Source organism: Fibrobacter sp. UWB10 (assembly GCF_900182935.1).
Lineage (GTDB): Bacteria > Fibrobacterota > Fibrobacteria > Fibrobacterales > Fibrobacteraceae > Fibrobacter > Fibrobacter succinogenes_O.
Window position 1 is genome coordinate 86,145 of record NZ_FXUE01000006.1, and the last position, 21,053, is coordinate 107,197.

At 48.4% G+C, this 21,053-nt stretch carries 15 protein-coding genes; 10 read left to right on the forward strand and 5 right to left on the reverse strand.

All coding sequences use genetic code 11. The annotated features are described in order from the left end of the window. The first annotated feature begins 14 nt into the window (after positions 1–14). Together QOL41_RS12935 and QOL41_RS12940 are read left to right on the forward strand one after the other, a co-directional pair. Entirely contained in the window at positions 15–1,085 is a 1,071-nt protein-coding gene (locus QOL41_RS12935; protein ID WP_283430095.1) for a glycosyltransferase, read from the forward strand. Continuing rightward, a complete protein-coding gene (locus tag QOL41_RS12940; RefSeq protein ID WP_283430096.1) occupies positions 1,082–2,038 on the forward strand; it encodes a polysaccharide deacetylase family protein in 957 nt (318 codons plus the stop codon). Before QOL41_RS12935 ends, QOL41_RS12940 begins: the two co-directional genes overlap by 4 nt. Here QOL41_RS12940 and QOL41_RS12945 read toward each other — a convergent pair. Beyond that, positions 2,035–3,564 (reverse strand): MATE family efflux transporter, encoded by a 1,530-nt coding sequence (locus QOL41_RS12945; protein ID WP_283430097.1) that lies wholly within the window; start codon positions 3,562–3,564, stop codon positions 2,035–2,037. The genes QOL41_RS12940 and QOL41_RS12945 overlap by 4 nt on opposite strands. A gap of 103 nt (positions 3,565–3,667) precedes the next feature. On the opposite strand from QOL41_RS12945, the gene QOL41_RS12950 reads away from it, so the two are divergent. Further along, the gene (locus QOL41_RS12950) at positions 3,668–4,588 is read left to right on the forward strand and encodes an ATP-grasp fold amidoligase family protein (RefSeq protein WP_283430098.1); all 921 of its coding nucleotides are present in this window, start codon (positions 3,668–3,670) and stop codon (positions 4,586–4,588) included. Between the two features lies 1 nt (position 4,589). Here QOL41_RS12950 and QOL41_RS12955 read toward each other — a convergent pair whose 3' ends face one another. Genes QOL41_RS12955 through QOL41_RS12965 form a run of 3 tightly spaced genes read right to left on the reverse strand, consistent with a single transcriptional unit; the run spans position 4,590 to position 7,315 of the window. Beyond that, the gene (locus QOL41_RS12955; RefSeq protein WP_283430099.1) at positions 4,590–5,336 is read right to left on the reverse strand and encodes a glycosyltransferase domain-containing protein; all 747 of its coding nucleotides are present in this window, start codon (positions 5,334–5,336) and stop codon (positions 4,590–4,592) included. Continuing rightward, positions 5,337–6,062: an IspD/TarI family cytidylyltransferase gene (locus QOL41_RS12960; RefSeq protein WP_283430100.1), complete on the reverse strand. Its 726-nt coding sequence runs from the start codon at positions 6,060–6,062 to the stop codon at positions 5,337–5,339. A gap of 20 nt (positions 6,063–6,082) precedes the next feature. Next, a complete protein-coding gene (locus QOL41_RS12965; RefSeq protein ID WP_283430101.1) occupies positions 6,083–7,315 on the reverse strand; it encodes a CotH kinase family protein in 1,233 nt (410 codons plus the stop codon). 32 nt (positions 7,316–7,347) lie between these two features. Here QOL41_RS12965 and QOL41_RS12970 point away from each other — a divergent pair, with 32 nt between their 5' ends. The 6 genes from QOL41_RS12970 (at position 7,348) to QOL41_RS12995 (ending at position 16,072) form a co-directional block, all read left to right on the forward strand. Next, on the forward strand, positions 7,348–8,190 hold the full coding sequence (locus QOL41_RS12970; RefSeq protein WP_283430102.1) for a hypothetical protein: 843 nt from the start codon (positions 7,348–7,350) through the stop codon (positions 8,188–8,190). After that, positions 8,168–9,115: a Gfo/Idh/MocA family protein gene (locus tag QOL41_RS12975; protein ID WP_283430103.1), complete on the forward strand. Its 948-nt coding sequence runs from the start codon at positions 8,168–8,170 to the stop codon at positions 9,113–9,115. Before QOL41_RS12970 ends, QOL41_RS12975 begins: the two co-directional genes overlap by 23 nt. Next, positions 9,096–11,441 (forward strand): signal peptide peptidase SppA, encoded by a 2,346-nt coding sequence (gene sppA, locus QOL41_RS12980; protein WP_283430104.1) that lies wholly within the window; start codon positions 9,096–9,098, stop codon positions 11,439–11,441. Before QOL41_RS12975 ends, sppA begins: the two co-directional genes overlap by 20 nt. After that, a complete protein-coding gene (locus tag QOL41_RS12985; protein WP_163436631.1) occupies positions 11,441–12,514 on the forward strand; it encodes a hemolysin family protein in 1,074 nt (357 codons plus the stop codon). The genes sppA and QOL41_RS12985 overlap by 1 nt, the downstream gene beginning before the upstream one ends. Before the next feature lie 43 nt (positions 12,515–12,557). Then, positions 12,558–13,727: an acyltransferase family protein gene (locus tag QOL41_RS12990; RefSeq protein WP_283430105.1), complete on the forward strand. Its 1,170-nt coding sequence runs from the start codon at positions 12,558–12,560 to the stop codon at positions 13,725–13,727. Positions 13,728–13,954: 227 nt separating this feature from the next. Further along, complete coding sequence (locus QOL41_RS12995) at positions 13,955–16,072, forward strand: glycosyl hydrolase family 8 (protein ID WP_283430106.1); 2,118 nt, start codon at positions 13,955–13,957, stop codon at positions 16,070–16,072. A 115-nt stretch (positions 16,073–16,187) separates the two neighbouring features. On the opposite strand, the gene QOL41_RS13000 is transcribed toward QOL41_RS12995, so the two are convergent. Next, positions 16,188–17,579: a sugar porter family MFS transporter gene (locus QOL41_RS13000; RefSeq protein WP_173653097.1), complete on the reverse strand. Its 1,392-nt coding sequence runs from the start codon at positions 17,577–17,579 to the stop codon at positions 16,188–16,190. A 288-nt stretch (positions 17,580–17,867) separates the two neighbouring features. On the opposite strand from QOL41_RS13000, the gene ileS reads away from it, so the two are divergent. Then, positions 17,868–21,053 (forward strand): isoleucine--tRNA ligase, encoded by a 3,186-nt coding sequence (gene ileS, locus QOL41_RS13005; protein ID WP_283430107.1) that lies wholly within the window; start codon positions 17,868–17,870, stop codon positions 21,051–21,053.

Genomic DNA, 21,053 nt, shown 5'->3' on the forward strand with positions numbered 1-21,053 from the left:
GGGAATGCGTAATTATGATAAAGCTTGTCGAAGTTATAGATGAATTGGAAATGGGAGGTGCTCAGCATGTATTGCATGAGATTATCACTCATTTGGATAAGGAAAAATTCGACATAACGATTATTTGCTTTAAAAAAGCCCGCCCCTTTGCATCTATGTTGGAACAGGAAGTTCTGGCGAAAGGTTTCAAAGTGATTTATTTGAAGCCGAAAAAGCGTCGCTATAAATATTTGCAATTGATGTGGGAACTGACTAAAATCAGACCCGATGTCATTCATGCGCATCAGACCGGAATTGTGGCGGCTTATTGGGGTTTTTGGGCCCGTGTTAAAACGATTATCACGATTCATACCAAACCCGCTCGCTCGTTCATTTTTAGAAATTCAAGGCGCGCTTATAAATTTGGGTTAAAGACGAAGTCCATTATAACGGTCGCTATTTCTGCATTCAATAAAAAATTGTGCCAGGAATACTGGAATATTCCGGAGAAAGAGGTTTGTTACGTAAACAACGGTGTCAATATAGACGGTTGCGTTCCGGAATCTCATGATTGCTTTTCTTTTATCAATGTGGGCCGCCAAGATGAAAATAAAAACCAGATTTTGATCATCAAGGCGTTCAATCGCTTTTTGAAAGAAGTTTCTTCTGATGTTCAACTTTATTTGGTCGGCGACGGTGAATGCAAAGAGCAATTGCAAAAAACGGTTGCTGAATTGAATATCGAAGACAAGGTGATTTTTACGGGTTATATCGCAAACCCGAGGCCTTTTTTGGCAAAAGCGGATGTGTATATTTCGTCAAGCCATCGAGAAGGTTTGCCCCTTTCTGTTCTCGAGGGAATGGCTTTTGGCTTGCCCGTGATTGCAACCGATGTGGGTGGCGTTCGCGATTTGGCTCAAGAGAATGGCTACTTGATTGAAGACGATGACGAAAACGCTATGTTCAACGCCATGCGCGAATTGTACAAAAATCCTGAAATTTGCAAAGACAAGGGTGCTAAATCCCTTGAGATTGTGCAGCAGTATACGACCCAGAAAATGGCCGATGGCTATGCAAAACTTTTTGAGGAGTATGCCAAAAAGTGAAAAAGTTTTTGATAACGATTGATACGGAAGGCGATAATCTTTGGGAATATAAAATCGGTGATCCGGTTGAAACGAAAAACGCCCGTGCTTTGCCCCGCTTTCAAAAACTTTGTGACAAGTTCGGCTTCAAGCCGGTTTACTTGACAAATTATGAAATGGCTCAGGATCCATTCTATGTCGAATTTGCAAAGGCGGCGCAGAATGAAGGTCGTTGCGAAGTGGGCATGCACTTGCACGCATGGAATAATCCTCCTTATTTTGAATTGCCGGCTGCCGAAAAAGGCCTGCCTTATCTCATTGAATATCCCGAATCGGTGATGCGAGAAAAAATCCATGTGATGGATGATTTGCTCACGGAAAAATTCGGCGTGAAGCCTGTAACGCACCGTGCGGGGCGCTGGGCCATGAATCAGACCTATTTTGATTTGCTGATTGAAAAAGGCTATCTGGTGGATTGTTCTGTTACCCCGCATATCGATTGGCGGACATCTGTGGGGTTGACGAAAAATAGTTGCGGTTCCGATTATCGCAATATGGCGGAAACGCCGTCTTTTATAACTTCGAGCAATGGAAAAGAATCCATCATAGAAGTTCCTGTTACGGTGGGCTTTGACCATCATTTCCGGGCAAAAAGAGTCCTGAAACATCCACAGAAAATTTTGGAAGAATTGAAATCGGCACGTAAAGGGCGACTCGTATGGGTGCGCCCGAACGGTAAAAATCTCAAACAGGTGCTCCGTTATGTAGCGCAGATGGCAAAGTCGGATTTTCCGTACCTTATGTTCATGATTCATTCTTCAGAACTGATGGCTGGCGGTAGCCCGACTTTTAGAACGGATGAATCTATAGAGAGACTCTATTCTGATTTAGAGGCTCTGTTTGAATGCGTTTCGAAAAATTACGAAGGCGAAACCATTCGGAACTACATTTCGCAATTGAATGAATTTTGCTAGTGGAATAATTTGGAAACGAGTCCGAAAATTTCCTTTCGGTCTGCGGAATTCAATATAATCAAGGAGCCAATTATGGTTCCTAGAATGCAGGTGACCACGCCACAAACGCCCAACAATTCCCAACTCGCTTGAGGGAACATTGTTTTAATCCAAAGCAGAAGGCTAAGCAAAACGGTAAAGGACAATACGCTTCGGATAGTGCAAACATAAAGGAACTTGGCCTTCATTTTAATGCAGTGTGCGCCATACAAGGGAAGGAACGTAAGCGCTTTAACAATGTTAAAGACGGCGCTTGTGCAAGAGATAATCATCAAATGCGTAAACGTTCCGCTCGTTACGTTTAACCCTACGAAAACAATGACGAATGTCAAACCGAAGGTGAATAGGCTGAAAAGAGAATTGGCCTTGACTTTGTTTGTGATAGGGTAAAGATTATAGATGGGTTGTAGCGGCATGGCGATGGGGAGGTCGATGCATGCGGCAAGTGTTAAGCAGTATAAAAGTTTGGTGTCTTGCGACGGGAGCCACAAAGCATAAAACATGTCGCTAAATGCAAAGATGAAAGCATTGGGAATGATGCTTATCAACCCGAAAAAGCGAAGTGTTTTGATGATTTGCCTATGTAAAGCTTCGTTTTGGTCTGTTGCGTAAAGCTTTGTCCATGGGGGCGCAAAAATGGAGTTGATGCGTTCAAACAGGGTTAGCGTTAAGGTCGGGATTCTTCTTGTAATTGCTAAAACGCCCATTTGCGTTGCGCCGATAAACAAGTTTGCGAGGAGCAAATCGAAACCGGTACTGAGGATAGCACTGAGCTTTTCGACAACGTTCCAAACGCCTGCAGACAATAGTTCCTTGATGGAATTTTTGTCAAAGTGACTTAAAGAAACGGACAATTCGGGAGTCAGCCTTCGCTTAAGAACGATATTGGTGCAAATGATATAGATCGTGCTGATAATGGTTGCTAAACCAATGTACCATACGGCTGCATCAAACAAATAGAATAAGCCAACGAGGAGTATTGCTTTGAGAATGTTTGCAATGATTGTCCTGATGGACGAGAGATCCAGTCGGTTCGCAATAAAGGTGCTGACATTATAAACGTTGAAAATAATGCTGATGAAGAAGTTTAGGAAGATGCAGAAGAATAAAAGTTTGACATCTCGAATGAGTTCTGGCGGGATATCGATGAGACACTCTAATTTCGCGAGAACGACGACGCCTATAATGCTCACAAATGCGACAATGATGATATTTGAAAAGAAAACGGAACTGAAATAGCGACGGGCGTCTTCGATTCTGTTCTGGTGGACGCTGATGGTTATAAAGCGTCCGGCCATGGAATTCAGCGCAATGGTGATAATTTGAGCGTAACCCACAAAATTGCTCGCCAATCCGACAAAACCATATGCAGCCGCCCCAAGTTGGCTGACTATATATGGAGTTAAGAAAAAGGTAATGCCTAAACTGACCAAAAAGGCAAATACCTGGGCGAAGCTATTTATAATGAATCTTTTTTTTGAACTCATTTTAAATAAAGATAGAATAATTGGCAAATGAAAAAAGTTATATTTGGACCCGTAGAAAATAATTGCAACTCTTTTAAAGAGTTTGTTTAACTAGAGCCCTAGGATGAAGTTTTTTCAGTCTGCAATTCGCTATACAAAACGACCGCTGTCGTTGTTCGATCGATGGGCGAAAAAGGGCCGATTGAACTGGTTGCCTGATAAAATTTATCTGTCGTTGATGTGGCGAAGCAAAATGGGCTATTGGCTAAATTGGGCCAATCCGCAAGGCTTTAATGAAAAAATGCAATGGCTGAAGTTGAACTACCGTCAGCCGTCATTTAGCAAACAGGCCGACAAATATGAAGTCCGGTCTTTTGTAGAAAATAAAATCGGAAAGCAGTACCTTATTCCTATTTTGGGAGTGTGGGACGATCCCGATAAGATTGATTTCAGTAAATTGCCGAATCAATTTGTTTTGAAATGCAATCATGATTCCGGCAGTGTTGTCGTTTGCCATGACAAAAGTAAAATTGATGAAAATCAGATAAAATCTCGTTTTAAAGAGTCTCTGAAAAAGAATTACTATTATAGATTCAGAGAATGGCCGTATAAGGACATTAAGCCGCTTGTTATTGCAGAACAGTTCTTGCAAGGATCAGAAAAAGACGAAGTCCCTTATGACTACAAGTTTTTCTGTTTTCATGGCGAACCGAAGTTCATGTATATATCCAATGATGGCGCTCAAGATACGGTGACAGACTTTTTCGATATGGACTACAATCATTTGGAATGCGTCATAGACCAGCCGAATGCTTCTGTTCCTCCGGCAAAGCCTGAAAAATTTGACGAAATGGTTAGCCTTGCTAAAAAGCTGTCAGAAGGCATTCCCCATGTGAGAGTGGACTTTTTCTGCTGCAACAATCAGGTCTATTTTGGCGAAATGACTTTCTTCCACGATGCGGGATTCTTTAAATTCACCCCGTCGAAGTGGGATAACTTTTTTGGCGAAATGTTGGATTTAAAATCAATCGGAAAGAAACATTAGGTTACTTTCCGTATCCCACCAACTTGCGATAAACGAATCGCCCGACTCGCTTTAATTTCTTGCCCCAAATATTTTTCTCGCGCACATGGCTTTCGAACTGAAGCCAAGGACAATTGCGTGCGTTTTCATTTTCGGGCAGCAAGTAGTCGAACGGAATCCCTTCTTTCCATAGTGTGTAAGGGTACGAAAGCTGGTCTCGGCGAGAATACTTGTTAATAATTTCCCACCATAGTTCGCACTGCCGGCGCACCTTTTCGTTGTCATGCCTGCGCAAGATGATGTTAGCTTCAAACATGCCGTAATGGCGCGGAAGCCCTTGCTTGCGGATAAACCGCATCTCTTTCACGATGGCCGAGAACCTATCGAGCCCGTAGGTGAAAACAACGTAGCCTTCGTTGTAGCAACAATCCCTGAACGGGTGCTTGACGCCCGAAAGAAGGGCCCCGCTTTCAATCTTCTGAATGACGCGTTCATAAAAATCTTTCGAGGCAATACAGATGTTTGCGTCCATATAGACGCTGTAATCGTATTGCGAAAGTACAATCCAGGGGTGCATCTTCGGGTATCTGGATTCTATTTGCTTAGAACAGAATTCCCCGTCAAACTTGCGGATTTCCCATACGCCAATGCGGTCCTTGGGAATGTCGTTAGAAAAACAGATGTAATCGAACCGTTCGTCAGTAACGGAGGGCTGCTTTAATTGGTCGTAGCCTCCGGTGAGAACGGTGTAGATTGCAATTTTTTTCATTTAGTCCAAACCGTAAATCTGGGCGTCTTCTTTTACCTGCAAAATAGCCCTCATGGTGTAGAAATCATCAGGAGTCGTAATCTTGATGTTTTCGTAAGGGCCGTCTGTCATGTGCAGCTTGAATCCGTAATGCTGCATGAGCGTACAGGAATCGATAAAGTCTTTTCGGCCTTCTTCGAGCGCGCGGTTGTGTGCAGAAAGAATGTCATGAAGCCAGAAACATTGCGGGGCTTTGGCCACGCGGGAATGCGCTCTGTCCGGAACCATCTTGATTCCGCCTTCGTCGTCAATTTCAACAATCGTTTCTTTTACGATGCCACTTGTAATCGAATTTCCGTGCTTCTTGACGCATTCGATGTTCTTGGTCAAGAGTTCGCTGTTGATAAGCGGGCGCACGCCATCGTGAATCAAGACGATGCTTTCTTCGTCTTGGGCGATTTCTTTTGCGGCAACCAAACCGTTGTAAATCGAAAGCTGGCCCGATTCTCCACCAGGTACGATCTTCTTGATTTTCTGCAGGTGGAATTGGGCAACCAAATTCTTGAAGTAGTCAATCCAGTCGGCAACGCACACGACTACAACCGCATCAATCATGGGGTTCTTTTCAAAATGTTGAATCGTGTGAATTATAATGGGCTTATCATAAATGCGCAAAAACTGCTTGGGCAAATCTTTGCTATGCATTCTCGAGCCGACACCGCCTGCGAAAATAATACCGATATTCATGAAAATAAAAATAAGAAATTTTAGAGGTCGTAATTTTCGTCAACCCATTTCAAACGCTGGTTAATCCACTCTTTTAAGGCGTTCACAGCATCTTCATAGCTGTCGTAGGCTTCTATAAAGGGCCACTCGGAATCGTTTTCTAAAACGGGCCACCGCTTGAATTCGTTTTGCATCGCCTTGTCGAGTTTCGGCCACGTTTGGTCAATGGAATCTAGCATGTCCTCAAAATGATTTCGGTTTTCTTGCCAGTAATTGTCGACCATCTTTTTGACTTGCTTGTTCTTGAAAATAAGGCGGTACCAACCGTATTTTTTAACATACCAGTTTTGGGGAGATACGACTCCGTTGCTCGATATTCCGTAAGCAATGTCAAAGTCCCACACGGGGCCCATTTGCATGGGCAAACCTTTTTGCCAAGTAATAAAATGACTTCGCCTAAAGGCACCATCGGTATTGTGAGAAAACTCTTGAATCCAGTAATAGCGAATGAAATCGTCTATGTCAATCCAGTTTCGCAGAGAATCTGTATTGTTGATGGCTTTACTTTGTAAGAAACTCTCGAAGGCGTTGAGGTGGCTTTTTAGAGTTTCCTTTATTTGAGTGGATGGATTCTTGGGGTAGCAAATGTCATAGATAAAGTCCAGGTCTGTTGTAATCAGGTTTTCGCCTGTTGCATTAGCTGAAGTTTTCTCGAATAAGTAGCTGGAATCATCTTCGTATATCTTGACTCGTTGTGGAGAGACTTTGATGTGCTCCACAAGCATGTAAACGCCCATGTATCTGCGATTCAAGAAAACTTCGACAAACTGGTTTCGCGGGGAATAGCTGTCGTGCAGGGTGTGGGCGAGTTGATAGGTTATGTAATTGCGGAGCATGCTTTTGTCGCGGTGGTTTGCGACTAGGTCCCATTCTTTGTCTTTGGGCATTCCGAACAGCGATTGTTTGCTCTCGAATTTGAGCTTGATGCTGTATTTGGCCATGGAGAAACTGGAGTTGCCCCGGCCTTTGATTTCTAGGTCCAATACATCGCTTTCGGGCGAATTTTCTCCGTAAATTTGCAATTTTGCGCTGTGTTCGGTTTCTCGGTCGCCAATTTGGGCGAAATCTTCAGTTTCTATCACGAGTCGCGGCAGGCCCGCGTAAGGATAATCAGAATCGTCTAAAACTAAAAAATCGGGATTTCTTTCCGTATCGTTCCAAACGCAGGAACAAAACAATGTGCAAATGAAAAGAAAAACCGAGATGTGGAACATAAGGCAAATATAGATTTTCTAGATTTATTACGATGCTTTCTCGGACTCAACGCCTGTGTTTTGCATACTCCGTGCTCGCCGTACTCTTGTTCAGCGTGGTTTCGCTCCATGCCCGCGAAACCGTATCGCCTGTTCGCGGGCCTGCAAGCTATGCTTTGTTCGGGAGTATAGCGGAACTTCGTGACGATGTCTATAGTGTCGACTTGAATTTGGCGGGGGAGTATGCCCCGTGCAAGTGCTTTAGCATTTATGGCGATTTCTCGTATAGGCTTTTAAGCTACGAGTACGACCTCATGCTCCACGATCAACGTCATGAAGCGTTGAACTTGCATGTCAACGGGCTTAACGAATCGTACTTAGGTGCCAAAATGATGCCGTTCCCGTTTTTCGGCGTCGATTTCAATTGGCGACTTCCGCCGCGCGAAGGCTCTAGGGTGAATCGCTTTCATCGCCTTGGAATTTCTCCGTTCGGTCTTTACGATTTTACCAAAAACTTGACATTTGGTCTAGCTCTAGAATATTTCACGTTTCTCGAAAAACAGAATTATCAGCCAGGCGACGAACTGGGCGTAAAAGGCTCCTTCTCGTGGAAATTGCTTTGGGACCCGGATAACCATACCGGTTGGCAACTCGATTACACCTTGCTGTATCGCTGGCGTATCCAGGAATCCGAAAACATGAACATGGACAAACCCTACCGAAAAATGGATGACTTGGAACGCGGCTTTAGAATTCGCGTCGATGCGGCCCGCTACATCTCGGTGTTCAAGAAATCCTTGGGAATTGCCCTCTTTTACGAAATAAACCGTGGCTATTTATTTGGAGTGGAAACCGGCCACACATTAGGGCTTTATGCAAAGTTCCTGTTCTTATAAGGCAATCCTGATTGGTAATGGAACCATGGGCGAGCGGCACAAGCGGCTGTTCGAACAAGACGGCGTTGAATTTATCGGGGTGGCGGACACTTCGGCCGAGGCTACCGCCTTGTTCAAACGAATTAAAGCCGGTGAACTTGCTCCCGATTTTGCCGTTGTTGCATCTCCTGCCGTAACGCACGATGAATACGTCAAAAAATGCATTAAAACGAAACTCCCAGTGCTTGTGGAAAAGCCTGTGTCGGTGTCTGGGCTTGATGCTCTAGAATACCAGAAACTTGCCCTGAAACGGTGCGCATTTGTCTTTGTCGGGCATTCGGAACGCTACAATCCGGCAATCGAAGAATTTGTGAAGACTGACTTTTGCAAGGAAATGCAGGATTACTTGAAATTCTGGTACCTTCAGAAACAAGATTTCGCTCCGGTTTCCTTCAAGTTTACGCGAACACACGGCTTTTCGCCCCGCAATCGCGACGTCTCTGTGGAATACGACTTAATGATTCACGACATGGACTTGCTTAATTTCTTTGTAGACAAGAATGCCATGATGTACAAGTCGTTTCATTGTGAAGAATTGTCAGACGACCGCGTTCACGCCTTTTATGATTTGAGTACGCTAAAGGCTGAATTTATTGCGGACCGCAATTGTGCTACAGATTCTCGCATGGTAGAAATCTCGATGAACGGCCGTTCCGTATCGCTAGATTTGGGCGCCTATCGCAATGGCAATCCGGCGTATGCATTGCAAAAGGAACATCAGGCTTTTCTAAATTGTTTAAGCTCTTATAAGAATGCCACACAAGATGAAGATTCCGCATACGATTGGTATCGTGGTTTTTACGACGCCTGCAATGCGGTCGTACTGGTTTCTTTGATTGGTGAAGTATATAAAAAGGGGAGGGTAAATGAAACTGATGCAAAATAAGGCCGTATCTGCGCTGTTTTTGTTCTGTGCAACGTGTGCCTTTGCTTATATTCCGGGAGAATCGGGTTTTGTTTCGCTTGAAAACGAACACGGTATTTGGGGCAACCCGGCTGGTCTTACCGCCTTTGATTCCAAGGGCTTGCTTCTCAGCTACGATTACGATAAGTCCATCAAGAACTTCCGCGTCGGTGGTAATTTGAACCATTGGGCAGCCGGCTTTGAATACATTCAGGGCCCGCACCATTTAGATATTTCGCGCTGGAGCCTAACTCACGGAAATTCGTTATGGAATCGTCTAGTCTTTGTGGGTGAGCGTGTGAACGCCATTCGTACGGCGGAATTTTCTGGCACGGAATGGAGCCTAGATTTGGGTTTGATAGTTCGTCCGTTTTCGTTTATGTCGCTTGGCTATTCTTGCGATAACGTACTTTATACGGGCCCGCAAGCTCCTGAACGCGTGCAGAACTTGGGCGCCACCGTTCGCATTGGCTCCATGTTTAGCGTAAGCTACGATGTCGAAAATTTCGAAGACCATCGCCTGCTTGTTGAACTTGGACTTTATGGTGTGCGCTGGGGTTTGCGCGTGCCGCTCTATGGCGACGACGAATACCGCCTTACATTTTCCACCAGTTTCGGTGGCTACAACAATGTCGCCTTGCATGTGTACGATGACTTCTTGCCCAAGGGTGGCGCGTGGGGCTATCACAGTTCTCGCAACCCGAACGCTTCTTTGAGTGCCCAAATTGTTCGCGTACCGCTTGATATGCAAATCTCTGAAACCGAAGACGAATTCTCGTTCTTCCGCAAGAGCTCCATTAGCATTTGGCATGTGCGCAATCTGTTCGAACACATGTTGCGCGACCCGGCCTGCGGTCTTGTACTTCTTGATTTCTCAGGCTACAAGGGCAATATCGGAATTTCAAGCGAAATTGACCGCTACGTCAAAAAACTCAAGGCCCGCGGCAGCAAGATTGTCGCCTATATGGATGACATCCGCCCGTCTGTATTGCTCGCTTCGGCGCATGCGGACCGCATTGCGGTGGAGCCTTCAGCCCACATGAACTGGCGCGGTCTCGGCGGAAACATTCTCTTTTATAAGGGTTTGTTTGACAAACTAGGCGTGAAGGCGGAATTCTTGCGTCATGGGGCGTACAAGTCCGCTGTAGAACCTTATGTTGCTGATTCTATGTCGGCAGAGGCTCGCGCAAATTTAGACACGCTGTATACGGATTTGTGGACTGCTTTGCAGACCTACATTTCTATGCGTGGTGTAAGCGCTGAAATGACTGCTCCCAAGATGTATGCCCATCTGGATTCCTTGGCGGGTGAACCCTTGGTGACTGCTTCTGCGGCAAAGCATGCTGGCCTTGTGGATACCTTGCTTTACTTGGATCAGGTGCCGTCGTATGCGTTAAAGACATTCTTCGATATCGACTACCCGAATGCAGCGTACCGCACTTGGACGCCCACGGATAAAAAGATTTTCAACGAAAGCTGGGCTCCGCGTGCAAAGATTGCTCTCCTCAATATCGATGGCACCATCGATTCTCGCATGGAGCACTCGGTTCTTGAATTGATTCGCAAATTGCCCTCGTCTGGTGCCGAAGCTTTGATCGTGCGCATTTCTTCGCCGGGTGGTTCCGCTATCGCTTCTGACAAGATTTGGGCGGCGCTCCGCAATGTTAGCGAGCAGGGGATTCCGGTGGTTTCTAGCATCGGCTACATGGGTGCTTCGGGCGGTTACTACATCGCCTGCGCCGGCGACAAGATTCTTGCAGAACCGATGGCTATTGTGGGTAGCATTGGTATCTATGGCGGTAAAATCGATGCCTCTGGCTTGATGGAAAAAATCGGGCTCAAGGCCGAAACCGTCAAGACGCATGAATATGCTGATGCGACGACCTATACGCGCTCCTGGACGGACCGCGAAAAGGCCGCCTTGCAAGCGTACATGGATGAATTCTACGAGCGCTTTACGGGAGTCGTCTCGAAGGCTACAGGTATCCCGCAGGCGACCGTCGATACCGCCTACGGTGGCGGCCGCGTCATGATTGGCATCAAGGCTCTTGCCGCAGGACTTGTCCACGACCTCGGCGGAATCGACGACGCAATCGCCGTCGCCAAGCAACTCGCCGACATCGGTCCGAATACCGATATTGACTTGAAAGTGCTCGGCTCCGGCCATTCGCTCACGCTCCCGACTTCGGGCGCCAAGATGCTTTACCAATTGTCCGACTGGACCGAATATATTTATGACTTGAGTCGCCCGCAACTTTGGGCTGTTGAACCTGCGCTTTTTGAACCGGCTTTGTTAGGTATTGAATAATGTTTTATATCGTCCTTACGGTTTTAGGTTGCTTGGCCATTTCGGCGTTCTGTTCGGTGACAGAAGCGTCGTTTTATAGCATGCCGCCTGCAACTATTGAACAACTGCAAAAACAGAAAAAGTTCACCGCCCGCTACATTGTGCATGTCAAGGAAAATATTGACCGCTACATTGCCTCGGTGCTGGTGGTGAATACGATTGCAAATACGGTGGGCGCATCGCTTGCTACGGCGCTGGCTGTTAAAAATTTGCCACCGCTCGGGCAGGTCTCGCTCCCGATTATTCTTACGGTGCTTATTCTTTTGTTTGGCGAAATTACGCCGAAAACCCTCGGCGTCAAGCAGGCGAAAATCGCGGCGCCCTTGGTCGCGGTGCCGTTTTATTATATCACGATTGTTCTTTCGTGGACGGGTATTATCTGGCTTTGCCTCACGCTCACCAAGCACTGGACTCGCGAAAAAGAAGACAAGAAAGATGTGAGTATCGATGACATCAATAGTCTGGTAAGCCTCGGGCTCCGCGAAGATGTCATTGACCGCCAACAGTCTCTGGTTATCAAGAATATTTTGGCCCTGAAATCGGTGCCGGTGCGTAAAGTCATGACGCCGCGTCAGGTGGTGTTTTCGCTCCAGGCGGATTCTTCTATCGGCGAGACTCTCGATGAACGCGGAAATTGGCCGTTCTCTCGCGTACCGCTTTACGAAAAAGAAAAAGACAATTGGATTGGGATTGTGCTTCGCCGCGATGCTTACAACAAGCTTGCCGAGGGCCTGCGCGATGTCAAGCTCCGTCAGATGATGCGCCCGCTGCAGCTCATTCCCGATAGTCTTACGTTAGACAAACTTTTGCTTCGCTTCTTAAAGCAGCGCGGGCATATCGTGGGCGTTGTCGATGAATGGGGTGCCATTGCTGGCATCGTCAGCCTCGAAGACGTCCTCGAAGAAATCCTCGGCCGCGAAATTGTCGATGAATACGACGAAGCCATCGACCTCCAAGAAACCGCCCGCCGCCGCTCCAAAGCCCTTGCCCGCATCCGCCAACAAAGCAAAATGCAAAAGGACCTTGAAAAATGAAAAAAATGTCACACGAATCCGTGTGGCTTTAAAAAGATTTTTTATGGAAAAAGCAAAACCGAATTATTTCCCGGCTCTTGATGGCCTTCGACTCCTCGCAAGCATTAACATTGTGATGCTTCACTTGGGTTCTTCTTCTGCCCTCAATTACATGTCCGATTACAAGTGGATCATGCCCATCGTGAATGCGCCCGCCTTTGCCGCCGGCATCTTCTACGTGCTTGCAGGCTTCTTGTTTGCAAGTAAATTCAGCGACCCCGAACGCCAAATCCCCGTTATCCCCTTCATGTTCGCCCGCATCTCCAAGCTTTACCGCTTGCACTTCTTCATGACGCTTCTCATGTTTGTTGTGCTCGTTTTCAAGTTCAGCGGTTATACGCACCTGCCCGGGCTCTCTGAAATTGGCGATTGCTTTGCCGCCGGCCTTGCTAAAATGACCCACCCGTGGCGAAGCCTCCTTTTGCACATTACCCTTACCTGGTCCATCGTGCCCGATTTGGGCATGAAGTTGAATGAACCCTCTTGGTCTCTTACCAGTTTCTTTGTGTGCTATGCCGTAACACCTTGGTTTAGCCGTTGGCTTTTCAAGCAAAGCGACCGCACTCTTTGGGTGCTTTTCGGAACACTCTTTATTCCTGGCATTCTGTGGGCAACCTTCTTTGGCCTTTCTGACAACCTCTGGTTCGACAGTTACGACGCCAAGTACCGATTCTTCCACATTTTTGCGCCCGTCCGTATTTTCGAATACCTGTTCGGCATGGTACTTTTCAGACTCTTTAAAGAAGGCCACTTTGATTTCCTCAAGCGAAACTTTGCAAGCGGCATCGCGCAGTTCGTGATGCTCGCTGCTATTTACGGTAGCCTTTTCTTAATGCGCCCGGAACTGAATCCCGGATTCAACTATTTCTTCCACCATTCGCTCCCGATTTTGCTGTACGGCCTTTTCTTGGTTTCGCTTTTGACCGGCAAGGGCTTTGTGGCAAAGTTTTTCTGCATTGGCATTGTCCGTAAAATTGGTCGCGCCTCGTTCTATCCGTACTTGATTCACTTGCCGATTATCACGATTGCGTGGGGCATTTGCAACCTGAATCAGCCCAAGAACACCATTCTGCTCTTGATTTTCATTTATACGGTCAGCACGCTGTATAGTGAGTTCAAAGTTTGGCGTCGCAAAAAGGCAAAAGCCAAGTTGGCCCAAAACTCGGTGAAGTAAACTCCTGTTAACGTTGCGCCGGAACGTGAATTCCCGAAAAATTTTTGGGAACATTTGGTGAACGAAAACCGCATTTTGCGGTGAGAACGAAATCACTATATTCCTAGAAATTTACGCAAAAACGCCACTTTTGCAACTGAATTATTACAAAGCAGGCCTTACCGCTTTGGGGGTTCTATTTTATATTTACAAGAACTGGGTGTAAAAGATAATCAAAAGGATTTCCTATGAAGAACATTCTCAAAGTTGCGATTGGTGCGCTCGCTCTCACGGCGGCAACCTCCTCCTTTGCGGGTCAATACCCCTTCCCGCAGAACATGAAGCATCCGCACGGCACGACCATTGAATATGCCGATACGGACATGATCAAGGCCCACTACCAGAAGTGGAAAAAGGCCTGGTACAATTCCAACAATGGTTGGATTTATGCACCGGAAGGAACCGGTTCTACCGTTTCCGAAGCTATCGCTTACGGTATGTTGATTGCAGTCTACATGGATGACCAGTCCATGTTCGATAAGGTTTATAGCGTTTGGACATCCAACGGCGGTAACGGCGGTGGTATGAACTGGCGCATCGGTGATGGTGGCGGTACCGGTTCTGCAACTGACGCAGACGTTGACGCTGCTCTCGCTCTCGTGATGGCTTCCAAGCAGTGGAGCAAGGATTCCTACTTGACCGACGCCAAGAAGATTATCTCTTGGATTGGCACCAACGATATTAACGGTGGCCACGTTAAGCCGGGTAACCAGTGGAACGATGCTTTCAACCCGAGCTATGGTACGCTCGCTAACTTTGAACTCTTCAAGTCTGTTGACGCTTCTGGTCCGTGGTCCAACGTGCTTTCGACCACTGCTTCTGACCTGAAGGCTTGCCAGAACTCCTCTACGGGTCTTGTCCCGGACTGGTGCGACTGGAACTCTCATAAGCCGACTAAGACTTCTGCTTCTGTGGCCCAGACCGAAAATGCAGGCTTCTTCGATGACGCTGCCCGTACTCCGTGGCGCATGGCTTGGGCTTACTACTGGTATGGTAATTCCGATGCAAAGGCCTTCAACAAGAAGGTTTCTGATTGGCTCATCCCGACTACTCACACCGCTAGTGGCGTGAACTCCGGTTACTATGTAGATGGTCAGCCGGAACTCTCTACCAAGCGTCGTTTCGTTTCTTCTACCTTCTCTGGTGGTCTCGGCCTCGCCACTTCTTCTGTTGATGGTGATGACGCTAAGGCTTACCTCGGTACGACCTATAAGGCTCTTTCCTCTCTCACGAGCTGCGAAACTGCTCAGGGTTGCGGTGAAGGCGTTGCCGGTGAAAAGTACTATCCGGCTACTTTGAACCTCCTTTACCTCCTCCTCATGACCGGTAACATGCCGAACCTCTATGATATTTCCAAGTTCACCAAGTTCACTCCGGATCCGAGCAAGGCTCCGTCTGTTTCTGAAATCGGTGGTACTCAGATGCAGCCCAAGGATACGACAGTTGGTCTTTCTGGCTTCTGGAACTGGGGTGCATACCATGACAAGCTCAATATCGGTACCAAGATGGTTCCGGATTCTGGTTCTTCTCCGCTCTTCCTCAAGGAAGATGGTCAGATTTATGCCGAAGCCTCTATGGAAATTGGTCCGGAACCGGAATGGACCAAAGAAAAGGCCGAAGCAGGTCTTCTCAAGTATCCGTCTGCCGGTATCGCCATGTCCTTCCTCGCTAACGATAAGAAGGGTGTGAACTTCAATACTCTTGGTATTAAGGCTGTTCGCGTGACCATGAAGTCTTCTGGCCCGATTCGTATGGCTATCCTTAATGAATTCACTGCCGAAGCTGGTGCTGAACCGGGTATTTTCGTTCCGACGAGTTCTGATTACAAGGCTACGACTTATGACATGACTCCGTACGATCAGGGTGTCAAGGGCTTCGATAACGATAACTTCGGCGGCCTCCTTGACTGGGTTGACAAGAACGAAGCTCCGGAAGGAACTCAGATCGTTACCGCTGTGACTGGCTTCAAGTGGGAAGTTAAGGACGCTAAGGGTGGTATCGGTGAATTCTCCATCAAGTCCATCGAATTCCTCGATGCTTCCGGCAATGTGATTGATCCGGCCACGATTACCGGCATCAAGATCCAGTCTGGTCCGATTACCGGCATCAAGACCGCTGTTGCTCCGGCTGCTGCAAAGATCTCTGTCTCTGGCATGACCATCTCTGCTGGCGCTGCTCAGGATATCGCAGTGTTCTCTCTCCAGGGCAAGAAGATTGCTTCTGGCAAGGCTTCCGTAACTGTTCCGAGCAAGGGTATCTACCTGGTTCGCGTGAACGGCAAGCTCTCCAAGGTGAACGTCAAGTAATCCTAGCTTAAACAAAGCAATTAAAGAAGACCTCCGATTCAATCGGAGGTCTTCTTGTTGTGTGTGAAGGAGTAAATTGTTTATAGTTTACTGCTACATTGTATGTAGCAGTGGACTACATTTCTTCGAGTTCCTTGCCCTTTGTTTCCTTAATGAACTTTGCCACAAAGAAGATGCTGAAGATAGCGAAGAAGGAGTAGATGGCATAAGTGGGCCCGACGCCAATGCCGTCTTTACCCGTAAGCACCGGGAAACTCCAAGTCACAATGAAGTTTGCTCCCCATTGGGCGAGGCCGCAAATGGCAATTGCCACGGCACGAATACGGTTGTTGAACATTTCGCCAAGCATCACCCACATGACCGGGCCCCAAGACACCGCAAAGAACGTGATGTAAAGGTTTGCTGCAATCAAGGCGATAACGCCTGCGGCATTGGGGAGGCTTCCATCGGAATTGGCATTCATGAAGCATACAGTTAGCGTGCTTAAGGTAATGGCCATACCCACGCTGCCGATAAGGAGAAGCGGTTTACGGCCGAGCTTATCGATAAGCATAATGGCCACAATCGTCATCACCAGGTTTACACCACTAGAAATAACGCTGGTGAGGAAGGCGTCGCTTTCACCGAAGCCTACACTCTGCCAAAGCATGGTGCCATAATAGAAGATGACGTTAATGCCTACAAGTTGTTGCAAAATAGCAAGGCCAAGGCCTGCCCACACAATGGGGGCGATTCGCTTTTTGCCACCGACCAATTCGAGCAAATCGGCCAGTTTTGCAGGCTTTTCGTTCTTGAAAGTCTCGTGAATGTTTTCAATTTCTTTGTCGACACCCTCGGAATCAATCTTGGCGAGGACTTCTTTTGCCTCTTCTAGGCGTCCCTTATGCACAAGGTAGCGCGGGGATTCGGGGAGTTTCCAGGCGGCAAGTCCGTAGAGGGCTGCCGGAACGATTTCGACCCAGAACATTATTTGCCAAGCCTTGAATCCGCCAAAGAGAACGTTATTTGCAGAACCCGCTAAACGAACAATCAGATAGTTCGATAGTAGTGCCACGAAAATACCGATCACGATGGCAAACTGCTGCATTGAACCCAAGCGCCCACGTAAATGCGCTGGCGCAGTTTCTGCGATGTAAATCGGGGCGATAATAGAAGCGACACCGATACCGACACCGCCAATGACGCGCCAGAATATAAAGTCAGGAATTCCGAACGGAACGCCCGAACCGATAGCACTCACTAGGAACAAGGCCGATGCGGCAAGCATACAGCGAACGCGGCCGAACATATCGGCAAGACGGCCCGCAAAGTAGGCGCCCACAGCAGCGCCAATCAGTGCGAGCGACACAGCCCAGGCAAGTTGATAGTCAGTTGCGTTAAAGTGGATTTTCAAGGCTCCGTTCGCCCCGTTAATCACGGAAGAATCGAAACCGAATAGGAATCCGCCAATAGCGGCAGATAGGGTTATGAGTAGAATGTGTCCCATGTTGGACTTTGCGTTGGACATTTAAGCCCCCTTTTTGCGTTGATGGATATATAGACAATATAGGTGATGTTTGCCCCAAAAGGCAACTTTTGGCGTCTTTTTTTAAGATAAATTATATTCCAAGTTGGAATATTCTAGGTATTTTGCTATTGAACTCTTGTTACAGAAGTGCATTTTTTATTTTAAATCGGGTATCCGAATTTTGGGCTTGTGTAATACAGGTGCGTTGCCGTAGCTTTCGCTAATTTCTACATTTACGCCCGAAAATTTAGTGCCCGCAGCGCTGTGCTGCGGGGTTTGAGGTAACCCATGTTTCGTGAAGTAAAGAAAGAAGAATCGTTTCCGCAAATAGAAGAGCGCGTGCTCGGCTTGTGGGATAAGGATGAATCGTTCAAGAAGTCGCTGGACTCCCGTCCGGAAACTGAACCGTACACTTTCTACGATGGCCCTCCGTTTGCGACGGGCCTTCCGCACTACGGTCACCTGCTTGCCGGTACCATCAAGGATATCGTTCCGCGTTACTGGACCATGAAGGGCAAGAAGGTTCCCCGCGGTTTCGGTTGGGACTGCCACGGCCTTCCGATTGAATCTCTCGTGCAGAACGAACTCGGTCTCGCGGGCGTTGCCGAAATCCAGAAGCTCGGTGTCGATAAGTTCAACGAAACTTGCCGCGGCAAGGTGCTCAAGTACACCAGCGAATGGAAGAAGACCGTGCGCCGCATGGGCCGCTGGGTGGACTTCGACAAGGGCTACAAGACCATGGACAAGAACTTCATGGAATCTGTGTGGTGGGTGTTCAAGCAGTGCTTCGACAAGGGCCTCATCTACCAGGGCTACCGCATCCAGCCGTACAGCCCGGCTCTCGCTACTCCGCTTTCGAACTTCGAAACGAACCAGGGCTATAAGGACCGTCAGGACCCGTCCCTGACCCTCATCTTCCCGCTCAACACGGATGAAGCCAAGTTTAAGGACACGAGCATCCTCGTGTGGACGACGACCCCGTGGACACTTTATTCCAACTTCTGCATTGTTGTGGGCCCGGACATGGACTACAACCTTGTGGAACAGGATGGCAAGAAGTACTGGATTGCCGCAAGCCGTACCTCCGCCTACTTCAAGAACCCGAACATCGTGGATACCTGCAAGGGTTCCGAACTCGTGGGCAAGGACTACGAGCCGCTTTCCCGCATTTCCGATGCATTCGTGACGCCGGACCAGCTGTCCCGCCACTACAAGATTTACCCCGCCGACTACGTGAGTACCGAAGACGGTACCGGTGCCGTGCATACCGCTCCTTCCTTCGGTGAAGAAGACTTCCAGAAGGGCGCCGAACTCGACCTCGGCCTTTTCGACCCGCTCGATACCGAAGGCAAGTTCACCGACAAGGTCCCGATGTGGAAGGGCCTGGGCGCAAAGGATGCCGACAAGGAAATTATCCGCTACTTCAAGGAACAGGGCCGCGTGTTCAAGCAGGACACGATTGTGCATAGCTACCCGCACTGCTGGCGTACTGGCGTTCCTCTGATTTACCGCGCCCTCAAGACTTGGTTCTTGAAGATCGACGCTCCTGTTACAAGCAAGGACGGCGTGACCAAGACTTTGAAGGAATGGATGGTCGAAAACAACCAGACGGTGAACTGGGTTCCGGATCACATCAAGAACGGCCGCTTTGGCAAGTGGCTCGAAGGCGCCCGAGACTGGAACCTTTCCCGTAACCGCTTCTGGGGTACGCCGATTCCGGTGTGGCTCTCTGATGACGGCGACATGATTGCCGTGGGTTCTATCGAAGAACTCCAGCAGCTCACTGGCGTGAAGCTCGATGACTTGCACAAGCACTTTGTGGACAAGCTCACCATCGAAAAGAACGGCAAAGTTTACCGCCGTACGCCGGAAGTTTTCGACTGCTGGTTCGAATCCGGTTCTATGCCGTATGCCAGCCGCCATTACCCGTTCGAAAACAAGGAACTCGTGGAACGCAGCTTCCCTGCGGACTTCATTGCCGAAGGCCTTGACCAGACTCGTGGTTGGTTCTACACGTTGACCGTGCTTTCTAACGCTCTGTTCCAGAAGCCCGCATTCAAGAACGTGATTGTGAACGGTATTATCTTGGCCGAAGACGGCTCCAAGATGAGTAAGTCTAAGCGCAACTACCCGGACCCGAACGACCTCATCGAACGCACGGGTGCCGACGCTATCCGCTTGTTCATGATCAACTCCGCTGCTTTGAAGGCTGAAGACCTCCGCTTCAGCGAAGAAGGCGTGAAGGGCATCGTGAAGCAGGTGATGTTGCCGCTTTGGAACGCTGTTGCATTCTTTGTCTCTAACCACAACGCCGATGCCGCCAAGGGCCAGCTCAACTGGAAGCCCGGTCAGGAAGTGAAGAGCGACAACGAACTTGACCGCTGGATGCTTGCAACGCTGCAGGATCTCGCTGCCAAGGTCGAAGTGGAAATGAAGGCTTACCGCCTGTACAACGTGGTGCCCGCCGTGATTGCCGCGGTGGATGACCTCACGAACTGGTACGTGCGCCGCAGCCGCCGCCGTTTCTGGAAGTCTGAAAACGATGGCGACAAGAACGCCGCCTACGCTACCATGTACAAGGTGCTCGTAGACTTCTCCAAGATTCTCGCTCCGTTCCTCCCGCTCCTCGCCGAAGAAATCTACCAGATTCTCGTCCGCGAAGTGGATGCCAACGCCCCGGTGAGCGTGCACCTCTGCGAATTCCCGAGTGCCGACAAGTCCCTGATGGACGAAAAGCTCGTGGAACGCATCGCCATGGTGCGTGGCATGGTCGAAATGGGCCGCGTGATTCGTGCTACGAACAACGTAAAGAACCGTATGCCGATTGCCAGCATGACGGTGGTTGCTCACGGTAAGGTCGAAAAGGACGTCGCCGAGACCATGAAGGACTTGATCCTCGAAGAACTCAATGTTCGTGAAATGAAGTTCCTTGAAGATGAGACGAAACTCGTGCAGCTCTCCGCCAAGCCGAACTTCCTCGCTATCAAGGCGAAGGGCCCGGACTATGCGAAGAACATGAAGGTGATTTCCGCCAAGCTGAATTCGCTGACTGTCGATGAAATCAAGGCTCTGCAGAATGGCGAAACCATCAAGTTCGACTTTGGTGAAGTCGGTGCCGACTGCTTGATGCTCAACCGCATCGTGGCCGACGGCATGGCTGTGGAAGCTAACCAGCACTTCACTGTGGCTCTGGACTTGAAGATTACCGACGAACTCCGCCGCGCCTGCGTGGCCCGCGAACTCGTGAACCGCATCCAGAACCGCCGTAAGGATCAGAACTACGCCATCACCGACAAGATCGAAGTGACGCTGTTCTCTGCAAGCGACGTGTTCAAGCAGGCTGTCGCGGAGAACGAGGCTTACATCGCCGGCGAGACCCAAGCGGTCTCTATCAAGTGGGCTGCCGCTGCCGATGGCTTGGAAGCTAACGACGCCGACGGCGAGGCATTCAGCTTCACCACCGTTAAGGCTTAG